Below are 21412 nucleotides of genomic sequence, written 5' to 3'. Positions count from 1 at the left end.
TACTTTCGAAATTCAGGATTACTTTACTTGCAAGCTTAGTGGTTATAGTTAGCGCTGTTGTTTTTTTAAGTATTGCCAGTGCTGCAAATCCTTCAGAGCAAGCGAAAAGTGCTATTCCGCGACCAAACGGAATTGATCCGTCTCTATACAAAGAAAACCCTGCTCCGGTATTTGCAGGAAATATTGACGTGCCTCAATCAGCGCTTATTACGAAAGATAAAATTTTATCTGTCTTCACCGATGATTCGAAACTGAAGTCCGCTGACGCTTCAAAATCCGCGAATGATTCGAAATCAGCGGAGTTAACTACATGGGGGGAATTCGAAAAAGCAAAAGGGGACGGCTCTCATTCACAAGTAGCGGCCGATCGACAAGTTTGGGTATTAAAAGGTTCTTTTTCTGAATACCAAGATATTAGGCTTGGTTTGGTTAAAAATGCTCAAGTTACCTTCGTTTTTGATGCGGAAACTGGGGCTAGATTATTCAAACAAATCATTAGCGATCAACTGGAACGAATTGGCGGTTGATAGCTAACAGATAGTAAAACGGGATGGCACTTGCCGCCCGTTTTTTTGTGTGAAAATAAGCGCACCTGTGTCCGTTAAAAACCGAAAAAGGCGAATTCGGCGTCTTCAAACGCCGTGGTGTCCGTTACGTTTTGGGCACGCTGCAGAAAAAGAGGTTGCCCGAGACGATTTATGCATTCGTCTTCCAGGCAACCCTATTTTAATTGCGCAAATCATTTACGCCTTCATGAACTTCTCCACCCACGACCTCATCTGGAGGGCGTACGGCGCGAGCTCGTGCTCCTTGGCCAGATCGTTCAACAAGGCCAGCAGCAGAAACCGTCTCGGCTCCGGCACCTCCGCCTCCTGCTTCAACAGCTCCAACACCTGCTCAAGCTCCCGCTTGCGCGAATTCGGCACGTTCAACTCCGGGATCGTCGACGCAACCCGTTCGAACATAACGTCCTTGCACCGCTGGACCTTCTCCAGGAGCGACTCCGGCGAGCAGGCGGCCATCTCCGCCATCAGAGGGTCCGCCAACATCGGCTTGGCCTCCCGCTTCAGCAGTCCCCGGACCAAATCATCCATACACCCCGCGATATAGGCCGCCAGCTCCTGCACCGACAGAGGCTTATCGGCCGACGTCATGAGGAGAAGGTACTCGTTGGTGATCGCGGTGAATAGGACGACCGCGTCCCAAGCGAGCGGCCGCAATTCCTCCCCGTATTGGCGAACGAGCAGCTCGCGGTTGTAATTCATCAAACGGGCGCGCATCTGGAACAGATAAGGCCCAATCCGATCATGCGAGTAGGGCGGCGGTTGTCGGCACCCGTTGGTCACGAAGAGGCGGTGCGTCAGGAAGAACTGCAGCTGGCACTCGATCTCCGCCACATAACGCTCGCGGGGCGAGAGCGACGCGTCCTCCTGAATACGCTCCCTCTGCTCGATTAACGTCAGCTGCCGCTCCTCCAATATTTCGATATAGAGGTCTTCCTTGGACGGAAAAAACTTGTACACGGAGCCTTTGGCGATGCTGCAATCGTCCGCGATATCCTGGATCAAGGTCGACTCGTAGCCTTTCTCCGTGAACAGCCTCTCCGCGGATGCCACGATTTTCGTCTTTACGATGCTCATGGGCGACCCTCCGTGAAAATTAGACATCCGTGAAAATTAGGGATTGACAATGATTTCATAATCCGTTAAAAATAGGCCGCAGGCGTTTTGACCGACTGGTTTTTCGAAAAACCATGTAGTCAAAATACCGCAAATCCGCGAAATCGTCAAGATTTCCAAGGAAAGAAGGTACTGTAGTGGCTAACGACTCCGCAGCATTCTCGTCCGGCGCGGCGCCCTTCTCCATGAAGAAGCTGGTCCCGCCGCTCTTGGCCATCATCCTCGGCATGTTCATGGTTATTCTCGACACGACCGTCGTGAACGTCGCTCTCCCGACGCTTGTCAAAGACTTCGGAACCACCTTGCACGCGCTGCAATGGGCCGTAACCGGCTATACCCTGGCGTTGTCGGCGGTCATCCCGCTCGCCGGCTGGATGTCGGATAAATTCGGCTCCAAGCGGGTGTTTATCGCTTCGATCGCCCTGTTCACAGCCGGATCGGCGCTTTGCGCGTTCGCGGGAAGCCCGGAGCAGCTAGTCGTCTTCCGCGTGCTGCAGGGGCTCGGCGGCGGCATGGTCGCGCCGATCGGCATGGCCATGGTGTTCCAGATCGCGCCTCCGGAGCGCCGGGGCACCATCATGGGCACGCTCGGCGTTCCGATCCTGATGGCCCCTCCGCTCGGCGCGGTGCTGTCGGGCTACTTCGTCGAGTACGTCTCCTGGCCTTGGATCTTCCTCATCAACGTGCCGATCGGCATCGTCGCCATTCTGGTCGCCTTGCGCTTCCTGCCCTCCTTCGCGGCCGGCAAGCCGCCGGCGCTCGACATGCTCGGCATGATTCTCGGGCCGATCGCCTTCGCCATGCTGGCGTACGGAGTCAGCGAAGGCGGCAACGACTGGGGATCTGCCGGGGCGCTGACCGGCCTCGTCGTCGGAGGCATCGCGCTGCTGCTTTTCATTACGGTCGAGCTTCGGCACCGTCAGCCGCTGCTGGAGCTTCGCGTCTTCCGTTCCTTCGCCTTCACGCACGGCATCATCCTGTCGTGGGTTCTGTTCGCCGCCCTGTTCGGCTCGATTCTGCTCTTCCCGCTCATGCTCCAGCAGGTCAAGGGATATTCGCCGTTCGAGTCGGGGCTCATTCTCGTCTCGCAGGCGCTCGGGTCCATGCTGTTCATGTCGATCGGCGGACGGCTGTTCGATCGGATCAGCGCGCGCCCGATCGTCATCGTCGGCACGATCTTCATCTCCTCGGCGCTGCTCATCATGTCGACGATCACGCTGGACCGGCCGCTATGGGCCATCATGCTGAACCTGTTCCTGTTCGGCAGCGGCATGGGGCTGTCGATGATGACGATGAACACTTATCTGCTGAACATCGCGCCTCGCCACCTGGTCGGACGGGTCACCCCTCTGACCAACTCGGCCCAGCAGGTCATCGTCTCGTTCGCGGTCGCGGGACTGACCGGCTATCTCTCGAATCATTCCGAGCACGTCCTGAAGGTCTACAAAGGACCGAACCCGCTTGAGGCGGCTATCGGCGCATACGGCGACACCTTCCTGCTGACGGCGAGCCTCGCGTTAGTCGGCTTCCTGCTCAGCCTGTTCATCCGCCGCGCCAAGCCGGCCGCTCAGGCGAACGAGCCCGGCCCTTCCGTCGAGAACGTGCCGGTAAGCCATTGATTTTACTTCATCCAACTCCCGTCTCATCGATTCTTTCTTAGGATGAGCCGCGGAATTTGGTATGATTGCCTAGAGGTGAATTTCGATGATCATACGAGAACTATGCACCTGCCCGTTAGAGGTTGTTCACGACATTATTAAAGGCAAATGGAAAACGATGATCATCTACCAGCTGAAGGACGGGAATACGTCCTTGGCCCAACTGGAGAGAGACATCGACCAGATCACCCAGAAGATGCTGCTGCAGCATCTAAGAGAGCTTCAATCCTGCGGGATCGTCGATAAAATCAAAGGGGAAGGTTACCCGCTGCACGTCGAGTATTATCTGACCGAACGAGGGAAGAGACTGCTGGACGCGGTCTTGATTATGCAGGAGATCGGGATCGAATATATGGTGGAATGGGGCCAGACCGAACTTCTGGACCGCAAGGGCATCCCCTATAAGGAAGCGAAAGTGAAGTCCCTACCCCCATACCCACAAAAAAGTGGGTAATTTCCCGATCGCCATGCCCCGCTTATAATCCTTTTTGAAGTCCAATCTCGCTTTGAAAAGGAGCGTACAACGATGAATACGGCGTTAGTCCTCGTAGACCTTCAGATGGATTATTTCGCGGGAGGCCGCAATGAGCTGGTTCAGGCCGACTCAGCGGTAGCCCGCGCCCAAGAAGCCTTGTCGCTGTTCCGGGAGAAGCAGCTGCCCGTCGTTCATATTCAGTGCATTCTTCTGGAGGAGAACGCGGAGTTTTTCCTTCCCGATACGGATGGGATCCGAATCCATGAACGGGTGCAGCCGCAATCCGGCGAGAAGGTCATCGTCAAACATACTCCGGACAGCTTCTTCCGGACGGAATTGCAACAGCATCTCGAATCGATTCAAGCGTCGCGATTGGTCATCGGCGGCATGATGAGCCACATCTGCATCGATTCGACGGTAAGATCCGCGAATCGCCTAGGTTATGAAGTGGTGCTGCTCGGCGATGCGTGCGCCACCAAGGATTTGGTTTGGAAGGATACCCTGATTCCTGCCCAGACCGTTCAGGATACTTTTATGGCCTCCTTGCAAGGTACCTTCGCTCAAGTGGTGGACACCGGCCGCCTGAACGACCTGATTTGAGCGGCAAACGAACGGCATCCCGTTTAAGGGGATGCCGTGTTTGTTTATTTCTCTGGTTCCTTCACCCAGTCCAGAAACGGGATCTCCCGTTCATTGAATTTGTAATTTTGATCCTAGTCGATGGATCCTCGGTCTTGGATTTCTTCGGGTGGTCCTCTAGAACGACTATTAACTAATGGACTTTAAGATTTCCGCCTTCAATCGGTTAAACTCATCTTGACTAATGTGGCCCTTTTCATTCAGTTCCCCTATTTTCGCCAACTTCTCAACCCAATCGTTCCCCTTGGTTTCCTGAACCAGCTTGGATAAATGCGAGATTTCTTTATTGGGGATTTCATGCATTAAAATGTTATATACATGGGGGTCGAAGAACAAGTATTTTTCCTGTCCGTCTTCTCTTAGCATCAGTATCGTCTCTCTATGATCATGTACTTTGGTCGAACTGGTTATCGAACCCCTGCCGGCTAGAATGGCTCCTACCCCGCCGCCAATCAGAGCGCCCAATGCCGCACGCTCAAACGACGGGCTTTCTTCATAAATATTGGTGGACGTAAAGAAATCGCCATGCCTGGAGAAGAAAACGATGCTATCCTACTTAATTGCCATTTTCCCGATATCGTGGTGGTAATCGTTGTTTATTATTTGAATGGAATTGTTTGCGAACCACAGAACTAAAGAGGGTTTCACGATATCCGGGTTGTAATTAAGGCAATCTGAGCAAGTTACTTTATAGTAGGTTGGGGGAAGGGGATATTTGCGAGCATATTCGCCTCTCAGGCGCGCCTCTTCCTGCAGGACCATCCTCCATTTTCTTTTTCTATTAAAATGACTTGCCATCGCAACGACCAAGACCGTGATGACGATAGACGGGGCTAAGATAAAAACTAGATTGGATTCGATGTCCTCAAGCCTGTTGTCCGAGTAAAAGGTATCTCCCGTAATTTGTTCAAACCGTTTCTGCTTCTCTTCCGGGACACGAACCCCGAAAACGTCCATAACCAATTCTTTTTTGGTTATTTTCGCTTGCTCGAGCGGCCCCTTCGTATCCGGAATCCGGAACACAATTTGAACGAAAAAATAAAGAACAACAGCCGAAGAAATAATAAAAGTTGCTGTAATGAAGGCTAGTTGTTTTAATGCCTTTGTCATATATCCTCCAAATTTATCTTTATGAGCATATCAATATCCTTATTCTATTTCGCACACCATAATCCTTCCTCATTCGACAATAGTTAACATTTCACCCGCTAACGCCTATAATTCCGGCCTTTAAGCTGGGCCTATTCAGATTGCCGTAACGCTAAAAAGCCGACTAAGTAGTCGGCATTCCTGATTATGGAGGAGAACATGCGTCTAAGTTAGGTGACGGTATCTTGGTCATCCGCCCGAATGACATCTATCGGAACAGCTTCCACATCGTGGAGGGTCGGAAAAAGAGGCTTGAGGAGCGAGTCAGATTCATAACTTGCGCTAACTGCAAATAAACGGAATGGTCGTGGGCCGAAGTCTTATATATTTTTTGGGTAAGCCATTGCTTCATGCCAGGATGCCTGTAAGCTTCAATAAGAGCCATTTCCCAAGGGCCGTTCGTAAGTTTGGGCAGCTTAGCCCAATAGCTTCTTACTGCCGTATCGAGGGCAGCTCCGGTTGATAAACGGCCCAGCTCCTTACGCAATAACTCGGCCTCCATCGCAGCTACCGTCATCCCTTGGCCGTACAGGGGGTCGAATCGGCAATACGAATCCCCGATCATGATAAACCGGCTGGGGAGTTTGCTCGTTATCTTTCTCCGCTTCCTTGATTGGGAGGGGATTCTGTAAATTTTCAATTCGCTGACAGGGGTCGATTTTTGAATAAAGTCATAGATATGCGGTTGAGGCAGCATTCGGGCAATAAGTTCGAAGTCCTCTTCGGTTCGGGGAGGTTCCTTTAAGTATCCTCCAAGAGTAACGCCGATTTTTTGATTTTCAAAAGGGAGGACGACCCCGGCATAGGGATGCTCGGGAAGCCGGGCCGATATCATCAGGTTCGTCCATCCGCGATCGACCCATTCCGTTTTGTAAAAGCGGGTAGCATAAAATAAATCGATATCTACGATTTCGCTCGAATCCTTCTCCGCATTTAACCACTTTAACGCTTGAGAGCCTGCCCCTCCGGCATCCACGACCAAATCCGCTATGATCGCTTCTTCTTGGTTGGAGAGTTCGTTGCGAATCTGAACGCCTTGAACACGATTCCGATCATCGGAGCGGATGATACCGGTCACACGGGAACGATACAGAAAAGTTACATTGGGAATAAGGTCCATCCGGTCGCGAATATGCCGCTCCAGGAACGGCCGCGTTTGCTGCACCCCTTTTATTCCGCTCGGGAACCGCTTTTTCCACTCCCCGAAATGGAACCATTCAAGGTCGTTGGTGAAATCGGTGACGATACTCCCGTTCTGAATCAATTCCTGTATAATGCCCGGAAACAATTCCTCTAGTATGTTCTGGCCTCGTCCAAGCAATACGTGCGAATGATGGCCTTGCGGAACCTTGTTTCGAGGTTCTTGGCCGTTCGAAGGATCATCCGCCTCAACGATGAGGATCTCATGAAAAGCGTTAGCAAGAACTCTCGCCGCAAGCAATCCAGCTATACTGCCCCCGATCACGATTGCCCGGTCCGCTATTCTCTGCTGCTTGGAGACTGTCTCTTCTAACATAATACCGGCCCTCTCCCTACATACGGAAACCTCGGATTTGTGCGTCTCGATCCTATCATTCATGCTATCCGTTTCTCTGTTTAAATACAATCGAGAAAAATCAACCCCCCAACGATGGAAAAACCCCGGCCTTATGCGGTCGGAGTTTTAATCGCGTTAACCCTATGTTCTTCATTCCGGAGCCTAATCATCCTTCATCCCGCGAAGCAGTTCGGCCAGAACGACGGCTTGATTCCTCTTATCGTCTTTCGCTGAATACAGCAACGTGACCGTGCCTTCATCCGCCCACTTCCGCAATTGCTGTAATAACGGAATCTTCGCGTCATCCCCCATAAGCTCCTTGCGATAGCTATCCTCGAACTCGTCGAAGTTGCCCTGCTCATGATACCATTTCCTCAATTCGTGACTTGGCGCGACTTCCTTCATCCATTCGTGAATCGCCGCCTTCTCCTTCGTAACGCCTCGCGGCCACAGTCGATCCACCAGAATCCGCCGCCCATCGGACTCCTCAACCGGATCATAGATGCGCTTGATACGAATCATCCTTAGTCACCCTTGCCGGATTCTCCCGCTCGATTTTCCAATCAGTTCGTCGTATAGCTCTTCCCAATCTTCCTATTCTTACCGTACAACCTCATTCTAGAAGCCCTCGCAAAAAGAATATTATCAAGAGGCGAGAACGGTCTCCATGACTTGTTCAATCGGTACGTAATCAGTTTGAAGCGCTCTTGCAACGGCTTCATAAGTGATACGACCCGCAATCATATTGACGCCATTACGTAAAGCCGGGCTCACCATTATGGCATTTGCCACTCCAAGGTTGGCCAACTTCAAGGCATAAGGCACTGTCGAGTTTGTCAATGCGATGGTGGAAGTTTGCGGCACGGCTCCCGGCATATTGGCCACCGCGTAATGGATGACGCCATGCTTGATGTACGTCGGATCGTCATGCGTCGTAATCCGGTCGATCGTTTCGACGATTCCGCCTTGATCGATGGCCACATCAACGATGACGGAGCCTTTTTTCATCGATTTCACCATCTCTTCGCTGACAAGCCTTGGAGCCTTTGCACCCGGAACGAGCACGGCGCAGATAAGGAGATCCGCTTCGGCAACCGAGACGGCCAAGTTGGCCGGGTTCGAGGCAAGCGTTTGAACCCGGTTGCCGAAGAGGTCGTCCAGCTCCCGAAGCCTCTCCACATTGATGTCTAGAATGGTAACATCGGCGCCATAATGCCGCTTCTTCACTTGTTCGGCTCGCTCTTTCTTGGTGAGCGGCGGCTTGTCGTAGGCAAGATGGCAAATGAGGTCAAAATCATCCAATTCGTTATCTCCAAGTTCTACTCTGACCGCTTCAAGCCATACGCCGCGCTCTTGAAGTTCGTCGATGATCGCTTGTTTTTTCTCGGCTTGGCTCCATGAGCGCAGGAAGTCGTCCAGCCGCGCATAATGCTGCAAGATGTTCTTCTTCGTGTAGTCGATCAGGCTCTCCGTGATGAGCTTACCATCTTGCCCTACATATTGCACGCGCTCGGAAAGCACCGTTACCGCCACGTCTCCGATGTAATATTTGCGGGGCTTCTCTTGTTCGCCATCGTCAGTGCTATTCCCTGACCCGGAGCCATATCCCGGCGTGTTTTCCCGTGTGCCTTCATCTTCACCTTCTGGTTCGGGGTAGCCAGCTTCCGGATCATCAACCGGATCATCCTGATCCAGATCAATGACCACCTCCGGTCGACCGTCAAAGGCGGGATCGGCGAACAGGCGACTGGAGTTCCGGAAGTCCATGATGGTAAAGTACGTTTTGCCGTACTCCTCAAGGAGCCGGGTACCCCGACCGATGATCTGCTTAAACTCGGTCATGCTGTTAATGTTATTTTCCAGCACGATCAGCTTGCACATTTTCGCGTCAACCCCGGTAGTCATGAGCTTGCTCGTGACCGCGATGACCGGGTAGGGGCTCTCCTCATCGATGAAGTTTTCAAGCTGCGCTTTGCCTTCATCGTTGTCACCCGTAATTCGCATAATGTACCGATGATTCTGGGCATACAGGTCTTGATTCGCTTGGATCAGCGCTTGTCTCATCCGCTCCGCATGCTCAATGTCGATACAGAACACAATCGTCTTACTCATTCGATCCGTCTTCTGCAAAAACTCGGTGATTTTGGCTGCGACAACCCTGGTGCGATCATCGATGACTAAGGTGCGGTCAAAGTCCTTCACATTGTACTCGCGATCTTCAATTTCGTTGCCATATGTATCGATTTTCCCGTCTTCGGGTCGATAGCCTTCCAAGTCTTTATCCAATCCGATACGAATTACTTTATAAGGAGCGAGGAAGCCATCGTCAATGCCTTGCTTGAGTGAGTATTCATAGATCGGCTCGCCAAAGTATGAGAAGCTTGACGCATCCTGCGTCTCGATAGGCGTGGCGGTACACCCAATATGAGTAGCGGCTGAAAAGTAGTTAAGAACCTTCCGCCATGCAGACTCTTCCTTGGCGCTACCCCGATGACACTCATCTATGACAATGAGATCGAAGAAGCTCGGCTGAAACTGTCGGAACGTTTCCTCACCATTTTCGCCCGTCAATTGCTGGTATAGCGCGAGATAGATTTCATAGGAACTATCCAGATTCTTATTCTGCACCTTGATCATCTTGCCGCCAAAAGGCTTAAAGTCCCCAGACATTGTCTGGTCTACCAATACATTGCGGTCGGCAAGAAATAGGATTTTCTTCTTTAACCCCGATTTCCAAAGCCGATAAATCATCTGAAACGTCATGTACGTCTTCCCCGTTCCAGTGGCGCTCACGAGTAAGATGCGTTCTTGCCCCCTTGCCACAGCATCAACCGTTCGATTAATCGCGATGCGTTGGTAGTACCTTGGCGTTTTATATTGCGGTACATAGTAATACGGCTCCAGCATCACTTGCTCTTCCGCCGCACTAATGTTCTTATCGCGCAAATAGCGGCGATATAGCTCATCCGGAGAGGGGAAGGCTTGGAGGGGCAATTCGCGCACTTCACCTGTAATGAGATTCTGCTCGACGAAAGCATCGCCATTGGATGCGTAGACATAACTGATGTCCAGTGCCTTGGCATACTCAATAGCTTGCTGCAAGCCTGCACCGACCGGTTGTCGGTTGTCCTTGGCTTCAATGATAGCAAGCGGAAAGTTCGTTTTATAAAAGAGCACGTAATCGGCACGCTTCTTCCGACCGCGAGCCGTCATGCTTCCGCGCAGTATGATCCTACCCGCCGTAAAGGCATATTCCATTCGAACTTGCCGTTTCAGATCCCAACCAGCATCGGTAATCGCTGGAGTAATATACTGGGCTTTGATATCTTCTTCCGATAACGATCCCTTTCCCATAAAGCCATACCTCCCCTCGTATAGGTAAAGCACCTGTTCCATTATGTAACAGAAGTATCACTCTAACAACTCACGTATCTTTCTTGTAAACATTGCTTTTCTTGCCTCATAAAATTTTTCAAAGTCTTCTATTTCAAGTGAAACATTCTGTGGAATCATTGCCTGGTCACAAAATTCTGCCTTCTGCATATCGTTCATATCATTGTAATAATCGACGAGGCGCATATCATTTTTACTACCATTGCTTCTGCCCTCAAGCAGATGTAAATTAGGTAGTCGATTACGATTTCCACGCCACCTTTTCCAATCTTCCATAGAAACAGACACAGGCTTATGACCTTCAAATCTGTCATATGGATGCAGATGGTCTTGCTCATACTTAAAGTTTCTGTTCATCCAGTCTAGGGACAGGTAATATAATGCCTCTCCAGCAACTCTACTGCCTTTTTCTACATTGAGTATATCTTCAATTTTACCTTCCGTTACTCTGAGTTCATTCATCTGGTTGAGCATATCCACATTGATTTCATAATCATAGCTGTTGATGTTACTCTTCATCTGTTGAAGTTTGCTAGTTGTGCCAGATTGGAAATACGTGAATAGAACCGCTCTAATCAAATAAGCACGAATGCCATCAAGGTTTTTATTATATTCTGGGTTGTAATAAATAAAGTAGATTATAGGTAACAGTACGTTCCAGCTGCTTGAAAAACGGCTGACCTCGATTTTCATGCCTTTCAGCACGGTTTCCAGATCCTTTAGTGCCTTTCTGAAAGCACTCCAGTTATTCTTCAGTTCCTCTGCAATCTGCTTGTTAATATTTGACTTTACAACATCACCATAAAGCATAAGAGCAGAACGGATTATAAAATCCGAACCGAATCCAGCATAAGACTCCACAAGTAGCTTTCCGAACTCCGTCTTTGCACTTGGCCAATATGCCTCAAGGATGGACATCGTAATTTCCGATTTGCGGAGTGCCTTGCCACCGCTGTTAAACCTTACGAACATCTCAAGGGCATCATCCTGTTTCATGTCCTGGATTTCTGTAAACCGAATCAGCTTTTCTACAAAGATTTTATTATACAGCTTATTTAGAATATCCCTTGCATACTGTTTACTGTCTGCCGGAACATTGGCAATAGCTTCATCGATAGCTTGGTCTCTGGTTGATCCATCCTGGAACTTCTCGTTTAGAATACTCTTAATTTCAAACTGTGTTGGACTCAACTTGCCTACCTTTTCACTGAACTTGATGTCATACTTTTTACTATTATATTCCTCTTCGTCAACAGTCAGCTTACTCTTATTCAGTTCAATCAATAGCTTTGTGACCAATCCACCACCATTTTGCTTCCTTGCGTGTTTTTGCCGAATATAAGCATCTCCTAACAAGGACAGAAACAGAGAAGTTAATCTCTGCTGTCCGTCCAATACCGCAGTATCAGTAATCTTCGCATCTATGCTGGTCAATTCATAATTTACGCTGTCTGCCTGTTTTCTGCTATCGAACGTTACCTCAGACAGGAAGTTGCAGAAGTATGTATCCCATGTCACATTGTCATCGTCCACGTGCCAGAACAGGAATGTGGCAATTGGGTAATCAAGCAGAATGGAGTCCCACAACTTTTCAATTTGCTCCATGCTCCAAACATACTGTCTTTGAAATGCAGGCATAACAAACTTGCCGTTTTTAATGTTTTGTAAAGCCTCGTATATTGTTATACTGCTATCAATTAATCTACTCATACTCAAACCTCTCAATCCTTCATGAGTGTACTTCCAGCCTCGTGCCAGATTGTTACCGTATAATCATTACTCTTATAAATTGTTCGACATATTTCTTCAATCCCCTTCCATTTCCATCATTCAAATTCGCTCTACTACAGTAACTCCTCATAAGGAAAGCCCAAGCGCTGACTCCGCTTAGGCTCTAACAGTCTAATATAGTAGGTAAATGTGGCACTTATAATCTTACTTTCTTACGAGCGACAAACAGCACTCCACATGGCCAAAGTTCGACCAACAACTGATGTCAGTTGGCCCTCTTTCAATTATTTAGGAGGCCTTGCTCTTTTTAGTCATCGTTAGGTAAATACCATCCGTGTTCACGATGAATACTGGGTGCATGTGGAGTTTCATTACCCCATGCTCTTATACTCATCTCTTTATCAAATCTTCTAAGTAAGTTCTGTAGGCTACAAGCCGCTTTAAAATCATCACCTGATGAGCAATAGTCTAGTCTTACTTTTTCTCGTGCTGTTTCAAGTTCTGCATCTGTTGCGTTCTTAATCCATTTACTACTATAAAGACTTGCTTTTTCTATCTTTTCTTTCAAATTATCAAGTAATTCCTTTATAGCATCTTTATTCTTCAATCCAACCGCGATAAGAATAAGTGTAGGGATGCTTATTCCAATGAGAGCAAGCTGCTTTTTATGTGCTTTTATCCAAGTCATAATTCCATTCTTATCTTCCGTAACTTCTTCTAATCCCTGTTCATTCTGGATTTCTTTTTTCAAGATTTCTCTCCTTTCAACTTTTCTTCCTCTATAATTGTATTTGTAATTTTCACGATGATATTATCACAACATATAAAGCACCACATTATTAGCTCCATGTCTTATCATTAAGTTACTCAGCAATCTCCTGTCTACAAGGCACCATCTCTGTCTCAAGAATTTGCGCCAAATCAAATGTTCGTGAGCCCATTGGTACTCTTGGGGTAATCTTCTTCACTCAACTTTCGCACCCTAACTTCGGCAGATAAGTCTTCCCAAGAGGGAAAGGAACAGGGATGTGAATCTTTGTTAGGGTATTCTTAAAGGAGAACATGCACGTTAATCATAGCCTATCGCCACTGCAATATCCAGAAAATTTGCCCAATTTAAAAATGAAAAGTTCACTGCAAGCGACGGGAGTCTCATCTTTATTTAGTCATATAGACCTTACTCAACCGCCTTATCCGCACCCATCTGATTGCCCAACTCAACGACCATCGTGCCAATGAACTGCTGACCTACGGTTTGAAGTGACCCTTGGTCTCGTTCCTAGGGACATCAACCCTGCCCATGATCATTTAGAGCATCGTTTTCTTACTGATGGGGCCTTGTCGGACACCTTGCGCCAGTTCGGAATGTGTTGCAGAGATATCCGAATCGTTTCACTCAATCAGATTGATTTCCCAAATACAATAAAGTCCGAACGGTGACTCGTTCGGACTTTATCAGGTAAATGCGGCTTCTATTCAATAGATCTTGTTAGCGACACACAGCTCTCCACATGTGTGGAGTGCCGAGTGTAGCGCAATACTTTAAAATAAATGCGCTACCCAAGCGCACATACAATTCCTTACATTAATTGAGCAGCGCTTTAACGATACTGGAAGTACCGGCAAATCGATAAAATAATTTTACCGTACCTACTTTCTCGACTTCAATCTTCTCGATAAAACGACTTCACTAGTAATATCGTCGAATGCCAATGCTTCATCTATGACTCGCTTAACCTTTCCGAGATAGGCTGTATCCACTGTCATCGACAGCACCGTCTTTAGTTCCTCTTGTTGGAGTAGTAATGAAGTCGGTCAATTTCACCTCGTCAGCACTTACCACGTTACGAATACGGGAGATCTTGATCTGCAATCTCTCTCGATAAGGCTGTACCGTTCCCTGCACCTTCACGATCGTCATCGGCGCAAAGCCGTCTTTCTCATTGGGTTTTACATCCCAGTACTTCGCCGGCACCGCTTGCATCCCCTAACACGATGTCGAAGTAGTCCTTGGCCGGAGTCGCATTCGTCTGCTTTAGCTCTAGCTCTCTAAGAAGATAGAAGCCAATGAATTCTTCATTGGTCGCCATCTGATTAATTAATGTCATCTTGTTGCCTCCTTCATTTGCCATTCGTGTCATTGCTCCATCGCGCTATTCGCCACTATCAGAATTCGACAATCTCCAAATATATCCCTGTTTATTATTTAACGTAACTTATACCGTCGCCGAACTTAAAGTTTTCTTTGAATTCATAAACAGGCAAAATTTAACGTGCTAAACTAGCAGGAGAACAATCGATATGATAACTCAACCTTCAGGGAGGCAAACAATGAAGAAAAAAGTAGTTGGACTATTGATAGCGGTGCTTCTTTGCTTGAGTTCCGCCATTTCCTTTGCCGATAGCACAGCAGCTGCTACGAAGACTTCAGCCGACTTTACGGATTTAAAGGATCTGGATGCTGTAACGAAAGCCAAGTTCGATGCAATGATCGAGGCCGGGGTATACGACGGTATAGGCGAAGGCAAGTTCGGACTCACAGATGAGATGACCCGGGCGCAATTCGCCAAGGTTGCAGCGTTGATCTTCGGTCTGAAGGTGGATTCGAGCTTACAGACGTCTTCCTTCATTGACGTCAAAGCGGATGCTGCTAACGGTTACGCATTACCATACATCGAGGCGGTCAAAGCTGCGGGCATTACGGACGGATATGGGAACGGTATCTTTGATCCGTCGGGTGAAGTAACCAAGGAGCAGTTGGCTGCGTTTCTTGTTCGCGGGCTGGGATGGGAGAAGGATGTCTACGGCTCTGCACATGTTGAAGGTTCTGTATCGGACTGGGCGAAGGGGTATGTCGCCTTGGCGTTGGAGAAAAAGTTATTGGCTACCGGCGAGGACGGGACGTTCGACGGGAAAACCAACGCAACCCGCGACCTGCTCGTTAAGAGCTCCTACCAAACCGCGGTAACCGCATACGATAACCGGGTGCAATCTGGTGACAAGGACCAGGTCGAAGACGAGTCCTTATCCGAATATGAACTTATGCTGCAGAAGATAAAAGAAGCAGATAAGAAAATTCAAGAGATGCAAGGGACAAAGGAAGAGGCCAAGGAAGAAACAACCACCGCCCCTTACGTTCCTTCCGACCCACCTGCTCCATACGTCCCTCCGGTACAGTCTACCGTTGCTACGCCTGCGGCGCTTCCGGCCAGCGGTGCCGTGATTTTGGGGACGCAAGTTACGTTAAGTTCGGCGACTTCATCTGCCGCTGTGTACTATACGACGGATCTCAGCGAGCCGACCACGTCTAGTACGCGGTATACGGAACCAATTTTCATTACGAACGATACAACGATTAAGGCGATCGCCGTTAAATCCGGCTCGCGGAATAGCTCGGTTGCGACATTCGAATATACTCTCGTGCTGCGGATTATTTTGCCATACTCGATTTCACCTATGGCTGAAGGAGAAGCCTACTCTGGCAGCGTAGCGAAACTGTCTGGAGGAACGAAAGACGTTACGTATGCCGTAACGGATGGCGCACTTCCTGCGGGGCTGACTTTGGATCCTAACACGGGATCGATTACCGGAACTCCAAGCGTGAGCGGCGCGTATAGCTTTGCGATTACGGCAACGGATTCGGCAGCGCCGCAGGTAACAGTAACCAAGTTGTATACGGGTGAGATCACGCCCGCGATAGTCATAGCGCCGCTCGATTTGATTAATGAAGCAGCGGAATCTGGCGAATGGGACAATGTTGATGCGCTGATTTTTGCCGATGCGGGCGTTACGGGTGTTACCACATCCAATGTAGCAGCTGTTATTGAGGCACTCAGCTCGAACGAAGCCTCTCCTTGGACGGTAACGGATATTCAAGCCATCGTCGAATCGGTTATTGCCGATCTGGCGAAGCAGGTGGCACTCAATTCGATCAACGAAGCAGCGGAGTCGGGTGAATGGGCTAATGTTAGTGAGACAACTTTTGCCAATGCGGGGGTTACGGGGGTTACCTTATCCAATATAGCAATTGTTATTGAGGCACTCAGCTCAAACGACGCCTCCCCATGGACGGTAACGGATATTCAAGCCATTGTCGGCTCGGTTATTGCCGATCTGGCGAAGCAAGCGGCACTCTATCTGATCAACGCGGCATCGGAGTCGGGCATATGGACCGGTGTTGATGTGACAACCTTCGCCAACGCAGGTGTAATGGGGGTTACGTCCGTGAACCTTTTCTCCGTCCAATACTACCTGGATCCTACGGTAACAACGGATTCACCGCTTCCAAGAACAATAGTTGACATCCAAGCGATCGTGGATAAGGTGATTCAAGATGTTGCGGTAGATTCAATCTTGGATTATCTGAATCCTATGGGCTTTGGATCGCCTCGCCCAACCGTAGAGGTATTCGAGCGCGCCGGGATTACCGGAGTGAATGCTTCGAATATCGATGCGGTCATCACCGAACTGGAATTTGCTTATCAGGAAACCAGAAATGACCCTTTTGCAACACCTTTGTCTTCGAAAGAACAGATTCAGGATCTCATTGACTTGTACTTCCCGGAAATTGGTTAAGGGAAGCCATAAGAAAAACGGTGCAAGGGAATTCCAAATTCTCCCTTCACCGTTTTTCTTCATTTTGTGCTTCTGGCAACCAGCATATAGCCGCTCCCCCGTATCGTAACGATTCGCTCCGGATTGGCGGGGTCAACCTCGATCTTTTTGCGCAGGTTACTGATGTGTACGGCTACCGTTCTCGTATCCTCCAGAGTTTCCGTTCCCCAGATAAGCTGAAACAACGCATCAACGCTAACGACACGATTGACGTTCTGTGCCATGTAGGTCAGTAGGCTGAACTCTTTTTTCGATAGGAAGACGGTTTCGCTCCCCATGATAACGGACTGCGCGTAGTAATCCAGCGTCAGGCCCGGCAGCTCCAGCAGCTGCTCCCTTCTGCCCGTCGACACTCTGCGAAGATGCGCCTTGATCTTGGCCATGAGTACGCCCGGACTGAACGGCTTGGTCACATAATCGTCGCCGCCGTAGGATAATGCGTTGATCTTGACCTCATCCTCCTCCCGGCTGCTCAGGAACATGATCGGCGCATTCGTGTAGCTGCGCGCGTTCCTGCACCAATCAATGCCGTCCTCATTAGCCAGCATGACATCCAATACAATCAGATCCGGCTCGAAGGACTTAAGCAGCTTCATGGCTTCTGCACCGCTATAGCTGTAGGCGCATAGGAAGCCCTCACGCTCGCAATACGCCTGGACAATCTCGCATATATGGGGATCATCATCGACGACCATAATTTTGTGCCTGTCCGTCACACCGTCACCGCCCTTCTTCTACCATGCAAGGAAGCGATACATAGAAAATCGTCCCCGTCTTGCCGTCGCTCTTCGCTCGAACCGTCCCACCATGCGCTTGTACGATTTCTCTGCATATCGCCAGCCCGAGCCCGCTTCCTTCTACGCCCTTCTCCGCGCCTGGCCGATCATACCTATAATTGCGATCGAAGATTTGCTCGAGCTGCTCTGGCGGAATACCCATGCCGGAGTCTTCGACGCTAATGATCGCATAGCGAGAATCGTTCACCTCGTCCACGGCTAGCGCGATACGCACCATCCCGCCCCTAGAGGTGAACTTCATGGCGTTCGACACGAGATTGAACAGTGCCTGCTCCAGTCGCTGTGCATCCATCTCGACTATAGGCGAATCGGCCCCTTGATCTGCCGCAGCTTCGATCTCCAACACGAAATCCAGCCCTGCGTCACGCACAACCAGCTCATATTGTTCATAAAACCGGCGCAAGAAGTGAGCCGCATGTACGGGTTCCATTCGGTACGAGACTTGTCCCGTCTCCAGATGCGACAAGAAGGACAGCTCCTCAATCATGCGGTTAACCCTTATCGTGTTATCCCGGATATACTTCAAGTATTGTTCATTGCGTTCCGGCTTGACCATGTCCTGCACAGCCTCGACATAGCCTAGCATGCTGGACAGCGGCATACGCAGATCATGCGTGATATAGGCCAGGAGCTTCTTCCTCCCTTGCTCGGAGTGAAGCAACCGGCCATACGATGTGCGGAGATCGTCATGCGCTGCGGATAAGGCATGTGTGCGCTCAAGTACGAGCTGTTCCAAATTCTTATTCATCTCGGTCAGCTTGTCGTTCGCGTCCTGGAGTTCACGTGCAATTCGCTCTTCGTTCGTAGCCGCCCTCGTAAATCTGGAAGACAGCAGAATCATCTGTGCGATCGTGAACACCAACAGACCAAGCGGGGAAGTATTCCCGATTCGTGACCATTCATTGTAATACAGAAAATCATTGATGACCGTAACCAGCACAACCACCGACACCAGCAGGAAGATCAGTGCCCCCTCCTGACGCCGCACAGCCGCCCGAACCAGCCCGACCATAAGATACACGATATGCGTAACAACCACTACGCCGATCGCCGTTAACAGCTTCGTATAGATAATGGCAGGGGTCACCACAACAACGATACAGCATGCCCCGGTTACGATTCGCGAGCCAAGCTGGAACCCACGCGGCACATTCCGGAAGATGCAATCCGAATACCTCGTAATGACATACGCACCGCTGCACAGAATCAGGTACTCGATCTTGAATTGCAATCCCCATGGGAAATCCGGCCACACTTGCGTGAGCAAGAGCTCGCCGACCAGCAAGGATCGGATCCCGAACATCAAGGTAAACAGACCAAAATAGAGTGGAGCCCTATCCTTACGTCGCATGATGTAGAGCAGCAGGTGATATACGCCAATCACTAACAGGCTGGCGGTGATGAACATTTCGGCAGCAATTGACAGATTGGTCCGGACACTTAATCCGTCACTCCCGCCCAGCTCAATATATTTGGTGATGCCGCCTCGCTTATGATGGAAGTTGGCCACCTGCATAACCAGCTCCACGGTGCCATGCTCGGGCTGGAAGAACACCAGCTTCGTAGCCAGCTGCGGTATCGCGCTGCTCTTATCCGGACCAACCACGCCGACTTCAGCCAACAGCTCGCCATTCACCCATAATTTATACGCGTGAAAGATGGTCGGCAGCCGCAGAGCAAGCCGCTCGCTGCGATCCTGCTCGCTAAGCTGGACGACCAGCCGAAAGGTTGCATAGCCTGTACCACTCAGCTGCTGGCCATCTAACCGATAGCCTAGCCAGGAGTTTGGGATGCTGATCCATCGGTCAGCATTCCCGCCCCTTGCCGAACGAATCTGTATGTCCTCCGGCGACAGCAGCTCTTGCCAGTAGAACGCCCACTCCCCGGTTAGCTTTTGCGGATGCTCGCTGACCTTGACCTCTGTTAAATTCAGAATGCCCTCTTCACTATGGAACTTAGTTGGTTCCGGCGCAGAGACGACGGCATAGCTGGCGATCAATCCAATAACAATGGCTGCAACGATAGGAAGCAAAAGCGTACGTTTACCGAATCGGAGAATCCCCCTTATCATGAAACCGTCCCCAATCTACAAGATGCACGATATGTAAGATGATTAACTAGATCATAGCATTATTTGTCGAAAATGTGCCCTGCAAATATCAACGTGGATAGACATAACCACATTAGGCGTTCACACATATCATGGAGTAAGGTTGCTACGATTGGGAGGCCTTAATCATGTATAGACAGGAAGCAAGAATACCAGCGAACTGTCCACCGGGGTTTCTAGGTCGGTATAACGTACTTCCGGGAGACACGTTCTATAACATTGGGTTTGTAAGAGTTTACGGATCCAAGCTGGCAGAATGCTGTGGAGGGATATTTAAATACACAACGTTTCTACGTCATTGTAGAACCGCAATTTTATAAGATTGCTTCCCTCGTAATTAAGGGGAAAGCTCACGAATACTCACTCATTCGCAGGATTTCAACACCGATGGATCAATGGAGTTAATTGAATCGTGTTAGAGATGGACTCGATTTGTGGCTATAGGCGTTTCAGAGAAAATTCTGACCTCACTATGAATCCCCTGGACAGCGAGTTCCTTCTCACTCGCTGCTTTATGCCGTATCGTATTGTCTGGATACGTAAATTTCCGATTCTTCAGATTAATAATCCTCCTGCTCAAGAGTAGCTTTACGTCTACGATTCGCTTCAAGCTTTTCCTTCAGCTTATATATCTCGCTGCTATAGGTTCTCTGCTCCAAACAACTGAATAGAAGCAGGTCTCCTCTTATCGGGAGCCTGCTTCTTCTTTTAAGACGATCTGCGAGACGCACTCAACATGTCTTGTTTGCGTAGAGTAATACTACACTTCATTCAGCTTCTTTCTAATTTTCTGCATATGCTTTTTCCGAATTTGGGCTACCCTTTCATGACTACCAAATATATTCTCAGCTCTTCTTACGTATGTAAGAAAATTACCGTTTTTATCCCCTGATCCCTTTACTGAATATCTGAGATAAACATTTTCACAACTAATTCGTCTCCCATTCTTTGTAACACCCTTATTTTTGGAGATCGTTTTTAGTTTGCGGTATAGTTTATAGTAATACTTTGAAATCGTCTTATCTCTCAAGGTGACATTCTGACCGTCAAAAGTAAACCCTAGATAATTCATAAAGTTCCCTTTATTCTTAACGCAATCCAGTACCATCTCATTACAACTTATGATTTGTCGATTCGTATAGTGGAATACTTGTGTTTTATCAGGCTCTAGCTTCAAAGAAGGAATTTTCTGAATATTTGTATTAAGAATCTCAAAGTCATGCTTATACTGTTCAACTGATACTTTAGGCAATACAATTATGAAATCGTCACTATAGCGCATGTAGAGTCCCTGTTTAGCTGATACAACTCTCTTTATTGCTTCATCAAACTCTAGCATATATATATTTGAGAGAACGGCACTTATTGCTGATCCTTGAGGAATGCCGTAACAATTAGGATTTGGTTTTATGTGTTCCTTTTTCAACGCCTTGAACTGCTCAGGAGTAAGTACAGTTTTTAGCTGCTTTAATTCCAGTATACCTTCATTGTTCATCTTTAAATTATTCAATTCCAGCAAGCTATCTATATTCCAATATGAATACTTTGTAATATTCTTATATACAGCAAAGTAGTCACTAGGCAACTTTTCCACATCCATTACTTTACATAACCCTGAATTTCGAAAGTA

Annotated in this window: 17 protein-coding genes and 2 pseudogenes; 5 read left to right on the top strand and 14 right to left on the bottom strand. The window is 48.8% G+C overall.

Annotated elements, in window-relative coordinates; all coding sequences use genetic code 11:
* Nucleotides 1–527 (top strand): hypothetical protein (locus H7B90_RS28360; RefSeq protein ID WP_185139269.1); only part of this gene is annotated, 527 nt, incomplete at its 5' end.
* 216 nt (nt 528–743) lie between these two features.
* On the opposite strand, the gene H7B90_RS28355 is transcribed toward H7B90_RS28360, so the two are convergent.
* Entirely contained in the window at nt 744–1640 is an 897-nt protein-coding gene (locus tag H7B90_RS28355; protein ID WP_185139268.1) for a TetR/AcrR family transcriptional regulator, read from the bottom strand.
* 176 nt (nt 1641–1816) lie between these two features.
* On the opposite strand from H7B90_RS28355, the gene H7B90_RS28350 reads away from it, so the two are divergent.
* The 3 genes from H7B90_RS28350 to H7B90_RS28340 all read left to right on the top strand — a co-directional run bounded on the left by H7B90_RS28350 (nt 1817) and on the right by H7B90_RS28340 (nt 4412).
* Nucleotides 1817–3298: an MDR family MFS transporter gene (locus tag H7B90_RS28350; RefSeq protein WP_311772829.1), complete on the top strand. Its 1482-nt coding sequence runs from the start codon at nt 1817–1819 to the stop codon at nt 3296–3298.
* Between the two features lie 85 nt (nt 3299–3383).
* Entirely contained in the window at nt 3384–3791 is a 408-nt protein-coding gene (locus tag H7B90_RS28345; protein WP_185139267.1) for a winged helix-turn-helix transcriptional regulator, read from the top strand.
* Nucleotides 3792–3863: 72 nt separating this feature from the next.
* On the top strand, nt 3864–4412 hold the full coding sequence (locus H7B90_RS28340) for a cysteine hydrolase family protein (RefSeq protein WP_185139266.1): 549 nt from the start codon (nt 3864–3866) through the stop codon (nt 4410–4412).
* 168 nt (nt 4413–4580) lie between these two features.
* Here the strand turns inward: H7B90_RS28340 and H7B90_RS28335 are convergent, their stop codons facing one another.
* The 10 genes and pseudogenes from H7B90_RS28335 to H7B90_RS28295 all read right to left on the bottom strand — a co-directional run bounded on the left by H7B90_RS28335 (nt 4581) and on the right by H7B90_RS28295 (nt 14369).
* The gene (locus H7B90_RS28335; protein ID WP_185139265.1) at nt 4581–4817 is read right to left on the bottom strand and encodes an SHOCT domain-containing protein; all 237 of its coding nucleotides are present in this window, start codon (nt 4815–4817) and stop codon (nt 4581–4583) included.
* Nucleotides 4818–5003: 186 nt separating this feature from the next.
* Nucleotides 5004–5561 carry a hypothetical protein gene (locus H7B90_RS28330; RefSeq protein ID WP_185139264.1) on the bottom strand — a complete coding sequence of 186 codons (558 nt, stop codon included), beginning with the start codon at nt 5559–5561 and terminating at the stop codon, nt 5004–5006.
* 247 nt (nt 5562–5808) lie between these two features.
* The gene (locus H7B90_RS28325) at nt 5809–7116 is read right to left on the bottom strand and encodes an FAD-dependent oxidoreductase (protein WP_185139263.1); all 1308 of its coding nucleotides are present in this window, start codon (nt 7114–7116) and stop codon (nt 5809–5811) included.
* A gap of 183 nt (nt 7117–7299) precedes the next feature.
* Nucleotides 7300–7659 carry a DUF488 domain-containing protein gene (locus H7B90_RS28320; RefSeq protein ID WP_185139262.1) on the bottom strand — a complete coding sequence of 120 codons (360 nt, stop codon included), beginning with the start codon at nt 7657–7659 and terminating at the stop codon, nt 7300–7302.
* Between the two features lie 123 nt (nt 7660–7782).
* Nucleotides 7783–8346: pseudogene (locus tag H7B90_RS33245) on the bottom strand (alanine dehydrogenase); the annotation flags it as partial.
* Nucleotides 8347–10491 (bottom strand): annotated as a pseudogene (gene hsdR / locus H7B90_RS28315) (EcoAI/FtnUII family type I restriction enzme subunit R); the annotation flags it as partial. It abuts the pseudogene before it with no gap.
* Between the two features lie 57 nt (nt 10492–10548).
* Nucleotides 10549–12240, bottom strand: coding sequence for a DUF262 domain-containing protein (locus H7B90_RS28310; RefSeq protein ID WP_185139260.1), 1692 nt, complete (start codon nt 12238–12240; stop codon nt 10549–10551).
* Between the two features lie 328 nt (nt 12241–12568).
* Nucleotides 12569–13012 carry a hypothetical protein gene (locus H7B90_RS28305; RefSeq protein ID WP_185139259.1) on the bottom strand — a complete coding sequence of 148 codons (444 nt, stop codon included), beginning with the start codon at nt 13010–13012 and terminating at the stop codon, nt 12569–12571.
* A gap of 981 nt (nt 13013–13993) precedes the next feature.
* Nucleotides 13994–14236: a hypothetical protein gene (locus H7B90_RS28300; RefSeq protein WP_139787036.1), complete on the bottom strand. Its 243-nt coding sequence runs from the start codon at nt 14234–14236 to the stop codon at nt 13994–13996.
* The gene (locus H7B90_RS28295; protein ID WP_176220571.1) at nt 14202–14369 is read right to left on the bottom strand and encodes a hypothetical protein; all 168 of its coding nucleotides are present in this window, start codon (nt 14367–14369) and stop codon (nt 14202–14204) included. The genes H7B90_RS28300 and H7B90_RS28295 overlap by 35 nt, the downstream gene beginning before the upstream one ends.
* 223 nt (nt 14370–14592) lie before the next feature.
* On the opposite strand from H7B90_RS28295, the gene H7B90_RS33240 reads away from it, so the two are divergent.
* Nucleotides 14593–16836 carry a chitobiase/beta-hexosaminidase C-terminal domain-containing protein gene (locus H7B90_RS33240; RefSeq protein WP_260411290.1) on the top strand — a complete coding sequence of 748 codons (2244 nt, stop codon included), beginning with the start codon at nt 14593–14595 and terminating at the stop codon, nt 16834–16836.
* A 59-nt stretch (nt 16837–16895) separates the two neighbouring features.
* On the opposite strand, the gene H7B90_RS28285 is transcribed toward H7B90_RS33240, so the two are convergent.
* The 3 genes from H7B90_RS28285 to H7B90_RS28275 form a co-directional block, all read right to left on the bottom strand.
* Nucleotides 16896–17591 (bottom strand): response regulator transcription factor, encoded by a 696-nt coding sequence (locus H7B90_RS28285; RefSeq protein WP_245809592.1) that lies wholly within the window; start codon nt 17589–17591, stop codon nt 16896–16898.
* Between the two features lie 4 nt (nt 17592–17595).
* Nucleotides 17596–19743, bottom strand: coding sequence for a sensor histidine kinase (locus H7B90_RS28280; RefSeq protein ID WP_080831926.1), 2148 nt, complete (start codon nt 19741–19743; stop codon nt 17596–17598).
* Between the two features lie 799 nt (nt 19744–20542).
* On the bottom strand, nt 20543–21412 hold an 870-nt coding region (locus H7B90_RS28275; RefSeq protein ID WP_260411288.1), incomplete at its 5' end, for a reverse transcriptase domain-containing protein.

This window comes from Cohnella xylanilytica, from assembly GCF_014212175.1.
Classification (GTDB): Bacteria; Bacillota; Bacilli; order Paenibacillales; family Paenibacillaceae; genus Cohnella; species Cohnella xylanilytica.
This window is presented reverse-complemented; position numbering and strand designations above follow the sequence as displayed.

Bases quoted from the DNA above. Each gene is read 5' to 3' on its own strand.
- H7B90_RS28355 (WP_185139268.1), bottom strand. From the start codon at position 1,640: ATGAGCATCGTAAAGACGAAAATCGTGGCATCCGCGGAGAGGCTGTTC.
- H7B90_RS28345 (WP_185139267.1), top strand. From the start codon at position 3,384: ATGATCATACGAGAACTATGCACCTGCCCGTTAGAGGTTGTTCACGAC.
- H7B90_RS28340 (WP_185139266.1), top strand. From the start codon at position 3,864: ATGAATACGGCGTTAGTCCTCGTAGACCTTCAGATGGATTATTTCGCG.
- H7B90_RS28335 (WP_185139265.1), bottom strand. From the start codon at position 4,817: ATGCTAAGAGAAGACGGACAGGAAAAATACTTGTTCTTCGACCCCCAT.
- H7B90_RS28330 (WP_185139264.1), bottom strand. From the start codon at position 5,561: ATGACAAAGGCATTAAAACAACTAGCCTTCATTACAGCAACTTTTATT.
- H7B90_RS28325 (WP_185139263.1), bottom strand. From the start codon at position 7,116: ATGTTAGAAGAGACAGTCTCCAAGCAGCAGAGAATAGCGGACCGGGCA.
- H7B90_RS28320 (WP_185139262.1), bottom strand. From the start codon at position 7,659: ATGATTCGTATCAAGCGCATCTATGATCCGGTTGAGGAGTCCGATGGG.
- H7B90_RS28310 (WP_185139260.1), bottom strand. From the start codon at position 12,240: ATGAGTAGATTAATTGATAGCAGTATAACAATATACGAGGCTTTACAA.
- H7B90_RS28295 (WP_176220571.1), bottom strand. From the start codon at position 14,369: ATGACATTAATTAATCAGATGGCGACCAATGAAGAATTCATTGGCTTC.
- H7B90_RS33240 (WP_260411290.1), top strand. From the start codon at position 14,593: ATGAAGAAAAAAGTAGTTGGACTATTGATAGCGGTGCTTCTTTGCTTG.
- H7B90_RS28280 (WP_080831926.1), bottom strand. From the start codon at position 19,743: ATGATAAGGGGGATTCTCCGATTCGGTAAACGTACGCTTTTGCTTCCT.